Origin of the sequence: Fictibacillus tiangongensis, from assembly GCF_048083785.1 — a bacterium.
Taxonomy (GTDB): Bacteria; Bacillota; Bacilli; order Bacillales; family Fictibacillaceae; genus Fictibacillus.
This window is the reverse complement of sequence record NZ_CP182294.1, coordinates 3,528,007-3,543,448: the sequence shown is the minus strand read 5'-3', so window position 1 is coordinate 3,543,448 and position 15,442 is coordinate 3,528,007. Positions and strand designations below refer to the sequence as shown.

Sequence of the window (15,442 nt, the reverse complement as noted above, 5' to 3'; positions counted from 1 at the left end):
CTTTTTGAAAGAGCCCGAATCAACTCAAGCTCATTTCAAGGACCTTTTCTTCTGACGGAACGGTTATTGGGAATTCTAGTGAGACTTTTGTTCCGTAGCCTTCTTTTGATTCAATCCTCATTTTTCCTCCGTGGTTCTGGACGATTTGGTAGCAGATTAAGAGGCCGAGTCCAGGGTTGCCTTCTTTTGTTGTATAGAACGGCTGTCCGAGCTTTGATAGGAGGTGCTCGGGGATGCCGGGTCCATCATCTTGAATGGCGATGGTGATGTTTTCTTTGGTTTGTTTTAGTTGAAGCGAGATGTTTCCCCATGAAGGTGTCGCTTCTAACGCATTTTTTACGATATTTAAAATGAGTTGTGCTATTAGATTTTCTTCGCATTTTAAAAGAACAGGTTGTTCTGGAAGCTCGAGGTTTAGTGAAATGGTTTCAAAGTCTGTTTCTTCTTCTATAAATTTAAGCGAGCGTTTGATGACTTCGTTTAAGTCGTGGTTACTCTTTAAAATCATATGTGGTCGAGCGAGTATCATAAGCTGGCTGATGATAAAGTTTATTCGATCTGTTTCTCGTAACATGATGCCTAGGAAATGGTGCGTTTCTTCGGTTGTGTTTTGAGACTGAAACAATTGCGCGAACCCTTTTATAGAAGTTAGAGGGTTACGGATCTCATGAGCAAGACCTGCTGCTAATTCTCCGACATAAGAGAGTGTGTTTGCTCTTTGTTTGAAATTTTGAGCTTCATTTATGGCAGTCATATCTTTTGCGATTCCGATCACAGCGGTCATATCACTTCGTATTGAATAAGGGATGCTCGTAATGTCGAGCTCTATTTCGTGTCCTTCTTTATGGATGATGGTAAGTGGGTGTTTGATTGTTTCGCCTTCAATCACTCTATTTAAGTAATCCAGTGAAATTGAGATTTCATTTTCTTTTAAAAGGTTTGTATACGGCATAGCGTGCAGCTCTTCTAATGAATAGCCAGTGATCTGTACAAGTGAAGAATTTACTTTTATAAAATTCAAATCTGATCCGATCACAAAAACGCCTTCAGGATTCAATTCAAAAAGCGAGTTATATCGATGTTCGGATTCAAGCAGTTGAAATTGATGCTCTACGAGTCTCTTTTGGTTTCGCTGTTCTAAAATGTATAGAATCAATACGACGGTTGTCGCACCAAATACAAGTAAAGTAGCTGTCATATTGATGTTGTTGATCGGAAAACTGCTATGCCAATCGAAAGTAGGCGTTCCAGCCATTAATCCCATCTCACCGATATAGTGCATAAGACTAACGCCTAGTGTGAATGAAAGACTAGACAAAACAACTCTTGCTGAAAAATTTCTTAAAGTGAGAAGATAAAAACCAAGTAAGGAAAAACCATAAGCGGAAGAAATGGAAAGAATGATAAATAAGAGATTAGGTTCCATCGGCATATGAATGTGCATGGACAACAATCCAATCACATGAACAGACACTAAGCCAATGCTAAATAAACTAACGGGTACAAAGAGTTTATTCTGCGGTCTTTGAGAGGTAAAATGTAAGAACGATACATATGAGAAGAAAATACCTGCAACGAGTGCTGCGGTAACAACTAAAAAATTGTAGTTAATACGAACAGGACTTTGGATAGATAACATTCCCATGTAGTGAGTTGCCCAAACTGCGATGCCCATTGTAACAGAACCTATTAGTAAGAATTGTTGCTGCGATTTTTGCTCTTCTGTACGTCGGTTAACCCAATCGAGTGAGATTAAGGCGAACAGAAAGCAAACGAATAGAGAGAGTATTACGATATATAGATTATGATCCAATGGTCCTAGCCCTCCTTTAAAACATGTCTCACATTCTAATTTCTTCCATATCCGACAAAATCCTTCTTCATTCGAAAAAAACTTTTAAAAAGATTAATAATTCGTGTGCTTAATAATGAACACCGGTGTAGAAAACGATTTGGAGGTGATTTCACTTGGTGAAAAAGTATGTATTAGCGGTTGATATAGGAGGCACATCAATAGAGTCTGGACTGTTTGACTGGAACGGAAATCTTCTTTCGACAAGTATGTTACACACAATGGAAGTGATGCAAGGTGATGTAGCAGAATATGTGGCAGATGAATTAAGAAGGAAAATGAATGAAAACGAAATTTTGTGTGAAGAGGTCTACGGATTAGGAATAGGTGTGCCAGGAATCGTTAACGTGAAAAGTGGAGTTGTGCTGAAAGCTCCAAGCTTAGAGTGGAATCACTATCCTTTAAAAGAGAAACTTCAGAGGTTATTTGGTATACCCGTTTATATCGGTAATGACGTGAACACTGGCTTGTTAGGTGAAGTTGAAGCAGGCGGTCTGCAAAATGTACAGCATGCAATTTATATGATGATTGGGACGAGTATCGGTGTGGGTCTTCTTTTAAATGGTGAAGTATATGAAGGGCATCAATTTTCAGCGGGAGAAGCGGGCTACATGATTACAGATAAATCTGTTCTACGTGACGGGTTCCAACCGGCTCGTCCAGGATATGGATTTCTTAGTTCGAAAGCTGGGGGATTCGGGATGGCTTATGAATATGAGAAGAAAACAGGGAATCCCGTTTCAGCCCATGAGTTATTTTCTTTAGTGGATAAAGGGGATGACATGGCGAAAAAGGTAGTGGATGAAGCTGTCGATCATCTTACTTCTGCATTGATTAACATGACTGTACTTCTAAATCCTGAAGTAATTCTTCTTGGCGGTGGAGTCGGAAGAGCGCTATCTCCATATCTTCAGAAAATAGATGGAAATCTCGAAAAACATGTCCCTTACAAACCGAAATTAAGGATTTCCTCTATGCAAAATCACTCCGTATTGTACGGTGCTTTCTCGTTATGCCAAAAACAGGTGAAAAGCACATAAAGGATAGTTGAAGAAAAAAGAGAATACTTAGTGTAAGTAAATTTGAATTTAGTGAATTACTTTTTCTGATGGTGTACACTGTTAGAGGAGAAAAAAACAAGATTTTTGGCATAAGAGAGGACTAAAATTATGAGCAAGGTAGCCGTCATTACAGACAGTACTTCCTACATACCCGAACATATTCGCAACGAAAAAAATATTGTAATGATTTCGCTCAACGTGGTTTTTGATAAAGAAACATACAAAGAAGAAGCTGAAATAAAAGCAGACGATTTTTACGACATGGTTGGTAAAGAAGAAGCCCTTCCAAAAACGTCACAGCCCGCAATCGGCGAGCTTGTGGAACTATTAGAAGAGCTATCTCAAAACTATGATGAAGCAGTGATGATTACTTTATCGAGTGGCATAAGCGGAACCTATCAAAGTGCAGTGGCAGCGGGTGAGATGGTAGAAGGAATAAAGCTTCACGTGTTTGATTCAGAGATCAGCTGTTCACCTCAAGCGTTTTATGTGTTAAAAGCTGCTGAACTAGCGAGTGAAGGGTCGAACGGTTATGACATTATGAATCATTTGCTGCAGATGAAGAACAATGGTGTACCAGCTTACTTTATGGTTGATGATTTGAACCATCTTCACCGTGGTGGTCGTTTGAACACCGCACAGCTTTTTGTAGGAAATCTACTTCAGATCAAACCGATTCTTCACTTTGAAGATAAAAAGATCGTTCCGTTTGAAAAAGTACGTACCAAGAAAAAGGCATTAAAACGTATTTTCGATATCATGGATGAAAATGTAAAGCCGAATGATAAAGTGAAGATTAGTGTGATTCATGCAAAGCGAGAAGATGAAGCGATAGAAATCGCTGATGAGCTGCGTGAAAAATTTGTTAATGCAGACGTCTGGGTTAGCTACTTCGGACCTGTAATCGGCACTCACTTAGGTGAAGGATCACTCGGCATTACGTGGATAAAAGAATAATCATTGGAGAGATGAAAATGAAATCTCTAACACAGGGGGAGACAACACGATGAGGTTTGTCTCCCTTTTTTTAAACAACCGTTTAACAATAACCCCTGGAACCCTTGTGAACGATTCCTCTTTGAAAGCTGTCCCTTTTAGTGAACTTTCGGTTGTAGAGCAACCTCCTTTAAACCAAACTTTTCAGTATGATGAAAAAATTCAACAAATCCTCTTTGGTAAGTCTCTTTTATTTGATGAACTTCCTTTTACGTTAGATCAAATTCAAAAGCATTATGTGAATGGTTATGTGAAATATCCACCTGGTATTAGTAAAACTTCTAACGGTTATCTATGTAGTCGATGCGGGAATGAGAAGAGTCATTTGTTTTCGGTGTTTACTTGTTTTCGCTGTAAGAGTGATAGCTGTGCGTACTGTCGGAACTGCATCATGATGGGAAGAGTTAGCCAGTGTACTCCGTTGATTTCTTGGTGTGGACCTGAAGTGAATTGGACTCATGAAAATAATCTATACTGGAATGGTGAGTTGTCGAGTGGCCAGCAAGTAGCATCAGAGAGATTTGTGGAGCGAATTGGAAGTGAAGGTGAATTATTGATTTGGGCGGTGTGTGGAGCGGGGAAGACAGAAGTTCTGTTTAAAGGGATTAAAAAAGCATTAAACCTCGGCCTTCGAGTCTGTATAGCGACTCCTCGAACCGATGTTGTACTAGAGTTAGCTCCTCGATTAAAAGCCGTTTTTCCATACACGATGATTGCGAGTTATTATGGTGGTTCAGAAGAACGTGAAACACCAGCGCAACTCGTAATCTCTACCACACACCAGCTGTACCGATTTAAACAAGCGTTTAACATCATGATCGTCGATGAAGTCGATGCCTTTCCGTATTCCTACGATAAAACCCTTCTACATGCGGTATCTCGCGCAGTTAAACCCAAACACTTTCTTCTCTATTTATCAGCTACTCCTTCTAAAACAATGAAAAAAGCAGCAATGAATGAAAGATTACCATGTGTGAAAATCCCAAAACGGTTTCATGGATTTCCATTACCTGTTCCAAAAATGGTTTGGGGTGGTGAGTGGAAGAAGAGGTTAGAAAGAGGAAAACTACCTTCTCCTTTTCTTAAGTGGTTGAAGACTCAGTCTGAAAGTAGACGACGAGCGATGATATTTGTATCTTCAGTATCCGTTTTAGAAAAGCTGACAGAAATTATAAGGAAGGAAGTTGATGTATCTGTTGACAGTGTTCATGCAGAAGATCCACTCAGGAAAGAAAAAGTAATCCAGTTTAGGAATCAAGATACTCAATTATTAGTTACAACTACCATACTAGAACGCGGAGTTACTGTTCCGTTTTTAGATGTTGCAGTGTTTGGTGCTGATCATAACGTATTCACAGAAAGTGCCCTCGTTCAAATAGCAGGACGAGCAGGTAGAAGTAAGGAAGATCATAACGGTAAGGTACTTCTGTTTCATTACGGTAAATCACTCAGCATGATACAAGCGACCAATCATATTAAAAACACGAACAAGGAGGCTCGGAGTTGAGTTATTGCTTATATTGCCATGAATCATATTTTGAAGCTTGGTCATGGAAAGTTTTTATTGGCTTAGATAAGCCACCATTATTGTGCCATGACTGTGATGGGAAATTAATAAGGATAAAAGGTGAGATTTGTAGAATATGTGGTCGTGACTTTTCAGTATTTCCCGAGCAATATCGACAGGGGGATTGTTGTTTTGACTGCATTCGGTGGGAAGAAAACGAGAATTGGACCGGCGTTCTACAGCAAAATCGGTCACTTTATGTCTATAACGACTTTATGAAAGAAATCATAGCTAAGCTGAAATATCGAGGAGATGCAGAAGTTGTTAAAGCTTTTTACCCAGTGTTGAGTTCAGAATTTAAAAAGATTTACCGTAATGCACTTCTTGTTCCCGTTCCTTTAAGTGAGGAGAGACATTATGAAAGAGGGTTTAATCAAGCTGAACTTTTTGCAAGAGGAATGAAAAAGCCAGTAGAACACCTATTAAAGAGAAAAACACATGAAGAGAAACAAAGTAAGAAAACGCGTGAGGAGCGTTTGATTCAAAAAAAGAACCCGTTTGAGGTTGTAGACCCTTTTAAAGTGAAAGATCAGAAAGTCATTCTGGTAGATGATGTATACACAACAGGAAGTACTTTGCGTTATGCGGCGAAAGTCCTGATTGAAGCTGGCGCGAAAGAAGTTTCCTCCATTACCCTAGCACGATAAATAAAACGAAGGACCTGTTAAAAATCGCTTACTCAATTCCGATATATACAGAAGATAGAAGTGTTAAGGAGCGGGAAGCGATATGGACAATTTAATGAACTGTCCGCAGTGCGGCAAACTTTTTGTGAAATATTTACGTGAACAGTGTGATATGTGCTTTCGAGAAGAAGAACAGGATTATGATCATGTATACCGATATCTAAGAAAAAGTGAGAATCGGAAAGCGACGATCGTCGAAGTAAGTGAAGCTACAAAGGTCTCTGAAAGTAAAATCATCTATTTCATACACCAAGGAAGAATTCGTGTGAAAGGATACCCGAACTTTACGTATCCATGTGATGGATGCCAGGCGCCAATCAACGATGGCCGTTTATGCGAAGAGTGTAAAGCTCGTATCAAGTCAGAGCTCTCGATTGAAGACTTGATTAGAAGAAAACAAGAAGAAGCATTACCTTCTTACCACACTGATGACAATTAACCTAATTTCTTTTGATCACTTAAAGATTTTTATCAAATAGCCGATACATTAAATAAGATTTAAAGTCTCTAGATGAGGTGACTAATAATGCGAATCAATCATTTTAACTCTATTCAAAATAACCCATACACAAAACAGGTGCCCCATATGAAAGATAATCATGTTAAGGCTGCATACAAAAAAGATGAGATTCAAATTTCTGATGAAGCAAAGAAACTTTTATCTTCCTCAAAATTTGAACAAGACCGGATGAATAAAGTGAATGAGATCAAACAACAAGTGGATAGCGGAACATATAAAGTCAATGTTTCTAAAACAGCAGCTTCCATTATTCAATATTACAAGCAGGTATAAGGAGGATCTCATGGAAACGGCACATATGACATCACTTCTTGAACGTTTGCTTCAATCCCACACAGATCTTCTAACTCTCGGAGAACGCAAAACAGAAGTTCTTAAATCAGGAGATATGAAATCTCTAGACGTTTTGTTAAAAGAAGAAGATCTTCAAGTAAAGAAACTACAACAGATTGAAAAAGAAAGACTTGTTAAGTTCGCAAATGTCACGTTAGTTGATTTTTTAGAACAAGTAGAAGAACCAGAAAAAGAACGACTGTTAAATCTTCAAAACAGACTGATTGATATTTATGATGCTTTAAAAGATAGAAATCAACTCAATCAGGGATTGCTTGAGCAGTCATTGCAATATGTGAATATGTCACTTAGTATGATGCAGCCTCAAAGTGAGCCTGTGACTTATAACCAGACGAAAAAAAATCCTTATCACAATCACGCAGCATCACTTTTTGATTCAAAAGCTTAAACCTACGGAGGAATTACAATGCGCTCAACCTTTCATGGATTAGAAACTGCCCGTCGAGGAATGTTTACACAGCAAACAGCTCTTCAAACGACAGGTCACAATATAGCAAATGCGAATACTCCTGGGTATAGCCGTCAAAGAGTGAACTTTGTTCAAACTGAAGCATATCCAGCTGCGAGCATGAATCGTCCACAGATTCCTGGACAGATGGGGACGGGTGTAGCAGCTGGATCGGTGCAACGTGTTCGGGAAGGATTTTTAGATACTCAATTTCGCGGAGAGAATAACAAGCTTGGCTATTGGGATGCAAGAAGTGAAGCGTTGGAGAAGATGGAAGATATTATGAATGAACCATCTGATAATGGTTTAGCAAAGACTCTAGACCGCTTTTGGCAATCACTTCAAGATCTATCGGTTAACCCTGAAGATTCTGGTGCGCGTTCGGTAGTGCGCCAGCGAGGTTTGGCAGTAGCAGAAACGTTTAATTATCTATCAAACTCACTGACTTCAATTCAAGATGACTTAAAGTCGCAAGCTAATATCACGACAAAAGAAATCAATGCACTTCTTGACGATATTCAGAGCATTAATAAGCAAATCAGTGAAGTTGAGCCACACGGCTATCTGCCAAACACACTCTACGATGAGAGAGATAGTTTAGTAGATCGTTTATCCACGTTACTAAATGTAGAAGTGACTACAAAGCCAAGTGGTGGCAAACCAGATCCACTAGCTGCTGGACTTTATCATATTAAGATGAAAGACAAAGATGGAACTGAGTTCACATTAGTAGATTCTACAAATGGAACAGTTAACCATTTTGCCATTAAATATGATGATGGAACAACTGGAAACGGATTAGCGGACAGTGTGGTAGTCGGCGGTACTCCGATTACTATTAGTAAATTTACGGATGGAAAACTAAAGGGTTTGATAGAGTCCTATGGTTATAACGACGGTGGTTCTGTTAAAGGAATCTATCCAGAAATGCTTGCAAATCTTGATCAGATGGCATATCAGTTTGCGACAAAATTCAATGAAGTTCATTCTGCAGGATGGAGCTTATCTGAAATTGAGGCAGGAACCCGCACCGGCTATAATTTCTTCAATCTTGGAGGAGTCACTGACTCAGAAAATCCTAAGGGTGCAGCAAAATTACTCAAACTCCATGATGACATGAAGGAGTTGGATAACATTGCAGCTGCAACTAACCAATTTGCTGGGGACGGTAGCAATGCGTTACGTTTAGGTGATGTGAAGAATGCGCCATTAGATTTTCCTGGAAGTAAGTCCTCCTTACAAAGCTTTTATGAAGGAGCAATTGGTAAGATGGCAGTTGATGCTCAGCAAGCGGTTCGACTCACGAACAACTCAGCTGTATTGACGGATTCCGTTCAACAACGCCGTTTGTCTGTAAGTGGAGTCTCTTTAGATGAAGAAATGACGAATATGATTCAGTTTCAACATGCTTACAACGCATCTGCTCGAAACATTACAGTAATCGACGAGATGCTTGATAAAATCATTAACGGCTTGGGTGTCGGCGGAAGGTAGGTGCAACTAAATGCGCGTAACGCAATCGATGTTATCTAATAACATGCTGCGACATATCAGTAAAAGCTATGAAAGTATGGCCAAAACACAAGAACAATTAACAACAGGTAAAAAAATAAGCCGTCCATCAGATGATCCAGTCGTTGCGATGAAAGGCATGACATACCGAACAAACTTAACAGAGGTTGAGCAGTACAAGCGTAATCTATCTGAAGCGTATAACTGGATGGATAATTCAGATGCTGCTCTTGATAAAGCAACAAGCGTGATGCAGCGTATTCGTGAGCTTACCGTTCAGGCAAGTAACGGAACGTATGAAGAGTCTCAAAAAGGCATGATTGGAAAAGAGGTTGAGCAATTAAAAGAACATCTTGTTTCTATCGCCAATACACAGGTTGCGGGGAAGTACATTTTTAATGGGAATGATACAACGAAAAAACCAGTTGATTTGAGTAAAACACCTTCCGTTTCAGATAATGGTAATGCGGTTAATCTGGAATTGTCTCAGGGAATTGAATTGGCAGTTAACATCAACCCTAAAAATGTATTTACTCATACAGCTGGCCCACCGGAAAGCGGTTTGTTCGGGGATATTAATGAACTGAAAAAAGCCCTTGAGAGTACTTCAGGACAAGACATTAGTGGATTTCTAGATAAGTTAGATTCTCACATCAATAATTTAGTTGCCGAACGCGCTGAGTTAGGGGCAAGATACAATCGTGTAGAACTAATCGATGCACGAGTTGGTGAGCAAGAAGTTATTGCTAACCGAATACTTTCTGATAATGAAGATGCGGATATCGAGCGTGTAATTACAGATTTAAAGATGCAAGAAAGTTTGCACCGTGCGGCATTAGGAGTAGGATCTCGCATCATGCAACCGACACTTATGGACTTTTTACGATAAACCTAAGAGAGCTATCCTTGTGATAGCTCTTTTCTTGCAATAAAACCTTTTGGAGGGATCAATAATGACTGTTCCTCAACTTAGATTAGAATCAACGAATGCTAGAATAGGACTACATACACAGAAGCCTGTTCAAGAAATCCAACAAGCTCCTGCTGATTTGCAAATTAAACAGCCAAAAGCAGAACTAGAAGTGAATGTAACACCTAGTCAATTAACCATCGATCAAACGGAAGCATGGGCTGACATGGATTTAAAACACATCTCACGCAGGATTGAAGATTTTGCACAAAGAGGTTATGAAGATTGGCTATCTGGTCTGGCTCGAATGTCCCAAGAAGGTGATGACTTGATGAGGGTAGAAAACGGCGGCAACCCAATAGCGGAACATGCAAAAATAAATAGTGAAATTCCGATGTATGAGTTTAACATTGGCTTTATTCCGAGAGCAAACAGTGTGAAAATTAATTATCAACCTAGTAAAGTTCAACTAAATTGGCAGACTCACAAACCAGAGATTGATGTTACGATTAATAGACCTCAGCAGCAGTACACTCCTGGTAATGTAAATATAAGTATGGAACAAATGCCTTCTTTAACAATCAACTGGACGACATAAGAATATGAAAAGTAAAGGATGATTGCGATGATACTTCATACAAAATTTGAAGAGACAATAGAGATATCTGAGAAAGATATTTTACATTTTGAACACGGATTACCTGGCTTTGAAGACGAAAAACAATTTGTTCTTCTGCCTATGGAAGGGACTCCATTTTCAACCCTGCAATCCGTGTCCACTAGAGACCTTGCCTTTTTTACAACAAATCCATTTTTATTCTTTAAGAACTATGATTTTGAATTAGTAGAATCGGTACAAAAACAATTGAAAATTAAAGAAGAATCTGATGTGTTGGTTCAGGTCATCTTAACGATTCAAGAACCTTTAGAAAAATCAACAGGCAATCTTCAAGCACCTGTAGTGATTAATGTAAAGGAAAACTTAGCAAAACAAGTAGTACTAACAGATAATAAATACCGAACAAGACATGAATTATTAGAATCTAGCATTTTCGGACAGGAGGGTTAAGGAATGCTTGTATTAACCCGGAAGTTACAAGAAGCGATTAAAATTGGTGAAAATATTGAATTAACTGTGTTAGCCATAGATGGTGATCAGGTGAAGATAGGAATTTCTGCACCTAAACATATAGAGATTCATCGTAAAGAAGTTTTTCTATCTATTCAACAAGAGAACAACCAAGCAGCAAGCACCTCGCTTAACACTTTTCAAGCATTAAAAAAGATAAAAAATACGTAAAACTATTAAAGATGTTTGTAATTACTCCGATATAACGAATGTAGGAACAAGCAGTACTTTTAACGGCCGTAAAGGGCTGTAAGTTCCCAAGAAATAAAACACATCCAACCAACCACAAGGACGTGGGCGGAACACATTCAAGGAGGAAATAAAAATGAGAATTAATCACAATATCGCGGCTCTTAACACTCATCGTCAACTTGCAGGGGCTACAAATGCACAGTCAAAATCAATGGAGAAACTAGCTTCTGGGCTTCGTATAAATCGTGCAGGAGACGATGCAGCAGGACTAGCAATTTCTGAAAAGATGCGTGGTCAAGTGCGCGGATTGGAAATGGCATCTAAAAATGCACAAGACGGCATTTCGTTAATACAAACAGCTGAAGGTGCTTTAAATGAAACTCATGATATCCTACAGCGTGTTCGTGAATTAGCAGTACAGTCTTCAAATGACACAAACACATCAACTGACAGAGCGGAACTTCAAAAAGAAGTAGATCAACTTCTTGAAGAAGTTGATCGTGTAGCGAACACTACTGAATTTAACACAAAAAAATTACTAAACGGTGACTTAAAAGGAACTAAAAGTGTAACAGAATCTGTTGCATTTGATAACAAAAGCGGGTCTTTTGCTAACGTAGCTTTAACTGCAGCAGGAACAAGCGCAGACAATACCTACAATGTTAAAGTAACCGGAGTAACTCGTGATGCTACCAATGCAATTACTGGCTACAATTTAAGTTGGGAAGATAAATCAGGTACTACTGGTACTGCTGCTAACGTAGCTGCAGGAGCTACACAAGTTATTGGAGCATTTACACTTACATTAAGTGCAGCTGCAGATATGAAAGTAGGAGACGAGGCTACATTTACAGCTCGAGCTAATTCTTTTACAAACGCTAGCACAGCTTTATCATTCCAAATTGGTGCAAATTCTTCACAAACTATGAGTGTGGGAATTGATAAGATGGATTCTTCTGCACTTAATATTAAAGGATTGAAGATTACAACAGCTGGTTCTGCAGAAGCTTCAGTATCTGCAGTTAACAAAGCTATTGAAGATGTATCTGCACAAAGATCAAAACTTGGAGCATACCAAAACCGCCTAGAGCACACTATCAACAACCTAGGAACATCTTCCGAAAACCTAACTGCTGCGGAATCTCGTATCCGTGACGTGGATATGGCGAAAGAAATGATGAACCAAACAAAGAATTCTATTCTTTCTCAAGCAGCACAAGCAATGTTGGCTCAATCTCAACAAACCCCTCAAGGAGTTTTACAACTTTTAAGGTAATGATGAGAAGGGCGTCTAACTTGGTAACGGGTTAGAGTACCACTGGGTGAATTGCTGGAACTTCCTTAGAGCCTTTTATCCCACAACGTGACTGGAAACGGTGAGCGTGACGGGCTGAAAAATAAGAGGATTGGATAATCAGCAGCGAAGCTCCTAAGAGGAAACTCTGGAGAACGTTCAACGACTAGGAGATACGGTCTAAGGCAATTGCTATGATAATGAACTCCGTAGGGCGGTAACTACCGTTCGAAGTGCCCAGCCCCTTAGATGATAAGGGTGAAGATATAGTCTATTCTATGATCGAAAGACATAGTCGCGAAGCAAGCGAACCAACAACCACAAGGAGTTCTTCAACTTCTTCGTTAATTTTAATAAAGTCACCGGATCTTATCCGGTGGCTTTTTATATTTTTCTCAGTGACACAATAATATATATTATCCTATCGAATTAAATAAGCAAAATCACTCATACATAACTTATACTTTTAACCGATACTTATATTAACTGAGAAACAAGAAAGCAGGTGCACACATGGACATTGCCGCTCTATCCATCATGATGAACCAGTCACAAGTCAAACAACAAGCCAACATTTCTGTGATGAAAATGACGATGAATACAGCTGAACAAAACAATATCAATCTTATGAAGATGTTAGAGCAATCCGTTCAGCCTCACTTGGGAAGCAAGGTAGATATAAAACTATGAAAAGATTTCTTGATTAGGGGGTCTTTCTTTTTTTCAAAGTTCATGTCGCTTTTTGCAACACATTTCTAGTAAACTTTCTCTTCTAATATGGGTATACTTCAATAGAAGAGGAGGAGAGTGCAGAAATGGATCGAGTGTTTCGGATACAAAAGCATCTATGGATCTGTTTGATTTTAGGCATTTTAAATGCAGCAGACGCCTTATTTACACATCAGTTGCTGCAAAAGGGTGGAAGAGAGCTTAATCCATTAATGCGTGGGTTGTATGAATACGATCCTACGATTTTTCTCCTTGTTAAATTCTTTTTTACCTACTTAATTATTGCGATTGGATTTATCCCCTTGAAGACTAGGGTTCAAGTCTTGCTTAGCGTTGCATTGGTTGTTTATATCATCGTCATTGTGTGGCATTTGGTCATTAATATATGGTTAGTCAAATAAAAAAGCCTTTCCGCGTGGAAGGCTATTTTAAGTATCTATTAATCTTAGTAACGCTTAACTCGGTTACGGTTGGTAGTCCTTCAGGAGGGTTTCGAATAAGTTCTGGATTATAAATAATCGTTAAACGGGAATCGTCTGGAGAAATAGACCTCTGATTTTTTGCATAATCAATGCCATTACGACTATCGTTTACTTCACCGCGTGTGGCGTTTAAAACTACCTTTCTCCCGAAAACTCCACCTTGTATTTCCACATTAGAAGCGACTCCATAGATTTCCATTAAGTCTTCCGAATAAAAAAATCCTCTAACCACGTTTGGAGTATCTTTATAAACGTTGTTGTTCGCAATATGGATGTCTTTTTTTCCAAAAAGGATTAATGAAGTTTCTGGTGTGGTTGTTGTTTTTTGAATACCTTCTAGCCTAGAGTATTGAATGTTCGTTTTACCGGTTACATACACTATTGAATTAAATTTTACATAGGCGTTACGCAAAGTAAGATCCCCATCGATAAATAACGGTCCGTCAACCTCAAATTTTTGATATTCGTCTTTATTATACCCACCAGGAGTAAGTGAACTTGAGCCAATCGTTAAGTTCCCGCCAACATATGCCCCTTCTTTAAAAGTGAGTTTATTCCATTTTGTGCTGGAACCCATAAATCGTGCATCGGATCTGGTGCTCAATCTTTTAAATGTATAGCTGCCATCAAAATAGGAAGTGTTTAAATCTGCATAAACATTTCCGTTGTTACCTGTATAATTACATTTTGGATATCCTGATATACTCAAAAAATAACAATTCTGTTCTGTAATAACGGGTGAGATAGAACCTCTAGTATTAGTAAAGTAATACTTGCTCCTTTCCCCTAATATATTTATAGGAGTAAAGTTTGGATTCGTTTTTTTTACAGTCGGAATAAAATCTCGTCCCACTTTGCTATAATCGGCAAAAGCATCTTCAACGTCTTCAGAATTCACTTCAGAATAATAACTAATTCTATTTGGAAAATTTGTCTCGTTTATATGATTATTATAAGTACGATTTGTATCTAATATATAAAGTTTTTTTTGTAATATAAGATGCGCCTTTTTCCCATCAGTACCTTCTATACTTGGAAAGTCAGAAGGAATCCACCTTTCATTTCCGTTTTCAATGGAAAACCCCTGGTCTCTAGTAATTAAATTTCCTTCAACGTAAAGATCCCCCGTTATCGCAACACCACCATGTAAAAACATATTTCCATCATCCGGATTTGTAGAGGATTGTGGATTGTATGACCCAAGAGCATATTCCAGAGCTTCAGGTGTTTGTTTTCCTCCAAGTTTAATGGTGGATATTAATGTTTTCTTCTTCCCATTTACTGTTGCCTCGCTATGCAAAGTCATGACTTGCGTAAGATCCTCTATATTATCTGTTAACTTATACCGATCATAGATTTTAACTTTAAGTGTATCAGCATTGTTTTCTGTTGGTATGACAGAGGTAGGTTTGAACTCTGCAGTAGCACTTCCGACTTCATAGTTCTGTAATAGATTTGTTAGTGCTGTGTTGAAATCATTTGTAGGTAGATTAATGAAATTTTTTGATTTGGTTTCTAATAATATCGTGAGGTAATCAATTCCCTTTTCTGCTAACTCTACCGATTTAATATCGGTTTCTCGTGCATCTGTTTTCTTTACACCGTTAAAGGTTGTAGAGATTAATGATAGGCCAGCAATTGTAAAAATAACAATCATTAATAAGACGATAATTAATGTGTTTCCTCTGTCTGATTTTACATACTTCATGC

The 15,442-nt window shown here is 38.6% G+C and carries 17 protein-coding genes; 15 read left to right on the top strand and 2 right to left on the bottom strand.

Going from position 1 to position 15,442, the window contains the following annotated elements; all coding sequences use genetic code 11:
- Nucleotides 1-19 precede the first annotated feature (19 nt).
- A complete protein-coding gene (locus tag ACNJYY_RS18830; protein WP_416729639.1) occupies nucleotides 20-1,813 on the bottom strand; it encodes an ATP-binding protein in 1,794 nt (597 codons plus the stop codon).
- 158 nt (nucleotides 1,814-1,971) lie between these two features.
- On the opposite strand from ACNJYY_RS18830, the gene ACNJYY_RS18825 reads away from it, so the two are divergent.
- The 15 genes from ACNJYY_RS18825 (at nucleotide 1,972) to ACNJYY_RS18755 (ending at nucleotide 13,651) form a co-directional block, all read left to right on the top strand.
- On the top strand, nucleotides 1,972-2,892 hold the full coding sequence (locus ACNJYY_RS18825) for an ROK family protein (RefSeq protein WP_416731909.1): 921 nt from the start codon (nucleotides 1,972-1,974) through the stop codon (nucleotides 2,890-2,892).
- 129 nt (nucleotides 2,893-3,021) lie between these two features.
- On the top strand, nucleotides 3,022-3,870 hold the full coding sequence (locus tag ACNJYY_RS18820) for a DegV family protein (protein ID WP_416729638.1): 849 nt from the start codon (nucleotides 3,022-3,024) through the stop codon (nucleotides 3,868-3,870).
- A 484-nt stretch (nucleotides 3,871-4,354) separates the two neighbouring features.
- A complete protein-coding gene (locus ACNJYY_RS18815) occupies nucleotides 4,355-5,416 on the top strand; it encodes a DEAD/DEAH box helicase (protein WP_416729637.1) in 1,062 nt (353 codons plus the stop codon).
- A complete protein-coding gene (locus ACNJYY_RS18810) occupies nucleotides 5,413-6,123 on the top strand; it encodes a ComF family protein (protein WP_416729636.1) in 711 nt (236 codons plus the stop codon). Before ACNJYY_RS18815 ends, ACNJYY_RS18810 begins: the two co-directional genes overlap by 4 nt.
- 82 nt (nucleotides 6,124-6,205) lie before the next feature.
- Nucleotides 6,206-6,601, top strand: a complete 396-nt coding sequence (locus tag ACNJYY_RS18805; protein WP_416729635.1) for a TIGR03826 family flagellar region protein — start codon at nucleotides 6,206-6,208, stop codon at nucleotides 6,599-6,601.
- Nucleotides 6,602-6,688: 87 nt separating this feature from the next.
- Complete coding sequence (flgM, locus tag ACNJYY_RS18800) at nucleotides 6,689-6,955, top strand: flagellar biosynthesis anti-sigma factor FlgM (protein ID WP_416729634.1); 267 nt, start codon at nucleotides 6,689-6,691, stop codon at nucleotides 6,953-6,955.
- Nucleotides 6,956-6,965: 10 nt separating this feature from the next.
- Entirely contained in the window at nucleotides 6,966-7,424 is a 459-nt protein-coding gene (locus ACNJYY_RS18795; RefSeq protein WP_416729633.1) for a flagellar protein FlgN, read from the top strand.
- An 18-nt stretch (nucleotides 7,425-7,442) separates the two neighbouring features.
- Entirely contained in the window at nucleotides 7,443-8,978 is a 1,536-nt protein-coding gene (flgK, locus tag ACNJYY_RS18790) for a flagellar hook-associated protein FlgK (RefSeq protein ID WP_416729632.1), read from the top strand.
- Between the two features lie 10 nt (nucleotides 8,979-8,988).
- Nucleotides 8,989-9,885 carry a flagellar hook-associated protein FlgL gene (gene flgL / locus ACNJYY_RS18785; protein WP_416729631.1) on the top strand — a complete coding sequence of 299 codons (897 nt, stop codon included), beginning with the start codon at nucleotides 8,989-8,991 and terminating at the stop codon, nucleotides 9,883-9,885.
- A 64-nt stretch (nucleotides 9,886-9,949) separates the two neighbouring features.
- Nucleotides 9,950-10,504 (top strand): DUF6470 family protein, encoded by a 555-nt coding sequence (locus ACNJYY_RS18780; RefSeq protein ID WP_416729630.1) that lies wholly within the window; start codon nucleotides 9,950-9,952, stop codon nucleotides 10,502-10,504.
- A gap of 27 nt (nucleotides 10,505-10,531) precedes the next feature.
- Nucleotides 10,532-10,975 (top strand): flagellar assembly protein FliW, encoded by a 444-nt coding sequence (gene fliW / locus ACNJYY_RS18775; RefSeq protein ID WP_416729629.1) that lies wholly within the window; start codon nucleotides 10,532-10,534, stop codon nucleotides 10,973-10,975.
- A gap of 3 nt (nucleotides 10,976-10,978) precedes the next feature.
- Nucleotides 10,979-11,206 carry a carbon storage regulator CsrA gene (csrA, locus tag ACNJYY_RS18770; RefSeq protein WP_416729628.1) on the top strand — a complete coding sequence of 76 codons (228 nt, stop codon included), beginning with the start codon at nucleotides 10,979-10,981 and terminating at the stop codon, nucleotides 11,204-11,206.
- Between the two features lie 154 nt (nucleotides 11,207-11,360).
- Nucleotides 11,361-12,503, top strand: a complete 1,143-nt coding sequence (locus ACNJYY_RS18765; RefSeq protein WP_416729627.1) for a flagellin — start codon at nucleotides 11,361-11,363, stop codon at nucleotides 12,501-12,503.
- Between the two features lie 531 nt (nucleotides 12,504-13,034).
- Nucleotides 13,035-13,211, top strand: a complete 177-nt coding sequence (locus ACNJYY_RS18760; RefSeq protein WP_416729626.1) for a YjfB family protein — start codon at nucleotides 13,035-13,037, stop codon at nucleotides 13,209-13,211.
- 125 nt (nucleotides 13,212-13,336) lie between these two features.
- A complete protein-coding gene (locus ACNJYY_RS18755) occupies nucleotides 13,337-13,651 on the top strand; it encodes a DUF5658 family protein (protein WP_416729625.1) in 315 nt (104 codons plus the stop codon).
- A gap of 22 nt (nucleotides 13,652-13,673) precedes the next feature.
- Here the strand turns inward: ACNJYY_RS18755 and ACNJYY_RS18750 are convergent, their stop codons facing one another.
- Nucleotides 13,674-15,440 carry a hypothetical protein gene (locus tag ACNJYY_RS18750; RefSeq protein ID WP_416729624.1) on the bottom strand — a complete coding sequence of 589 codons (1,767 nt, stop codon included), beginning with the start codon at nucleotides 15,438-15,440 and terminating at the stop codon, nucleotides 13,674-13,676.
- Between the last annotated feature and the right edge of the window lie 2 nt (nucleotides 15,441-15,442).

Bases quoted from the DNA above. Each gene is read 5' to 3' on its own strand.
- flgM (WP_416729634.1), top strand. From the start codon at position 6,689: ATGCGAATCAATCATTTTAACTCTATTCAAAATAACCCATACACAAAA.
- ACNJYY_RS18805 (WP_416729635.1), top strand. From the start codon at position 6,206: ATGGACAATTTAATGAACTGTCCGCAGTGCGGCAAACTTTTTGTGAAA.
- ACNJYY_RS18755 (WP_416729625.1), top strand. From the start codon at position 13,337: ATGGATCGAGTGTTTCGGATACAAAAGCATCTATGGATCTGTTTGATT.
- fliW (WP_416729629.1), top strand. From the start codon at position 10,532: ATGATACTTCATACAAAATTTGAAGAGACAATAGAGATATCTGAGAAA.
- ACNJYY_RS18780 (WP_416729630.1), top strand. From the start codon at position 9,950: ATGACTGTTCCTCAACTTAGATTAGAATCAACGAATGCTAGAATAGGA.
- ACNJYY_RS18760 (WP_416729626.1), top strand. From the start codon at position 13,035: ATGGACATTGCCGCTCTATCCATCATGATGAACCAGTCACAAGTCAAA.
- csrA (WP_416729628.1), top strand. From the start codon at position 10,979: ATGCTTGTATTAACCCGGAAGTTACAAGAAGCGATTAAAATTGGTGAA.
- ACNJYY_RS18750 (WP_416729624.1), bottom strand. From the start codon at position 15,440: ATGAAGTATGTAAAATCAGACAGAGGAAACACATTAATTATCGTCTTA.
- ACNJYY_RS18765 (WP_416729627.1), top strand. From the start codon at position 11,361: ATGAGAATTAATCACAATATCGCGGCTCTTAACACTCATCGTCAACTT.
- ACNJYY_RS18820 (WP_416729638.1), top strand. From the start codon at position 3,022: ATGAGCAAGGTAGCCGTCATTACAGACAGTACTTCCTACATACCCGAA.
- ACNJYY_RS18795 (WP_416729633.1), top strand. From the start codon at position 6,966: ATGGAAACGGCACATATGACATCACTTCTTGAACGTTTGCTTCAATCC.
- flgL (WP_416729631.1), top strand. From the start codon at position 8,989: ATGCGCGTAACGCAATCGATGTTATCTAATAACATGCTGCGACATATC.
- flgK (WP_416729632.1), top strand. From the start codon at position 7,443: ATGCGCTCAACCTTTCATGGATTAGAAACTGCCCGTCGAGGAATGTTT.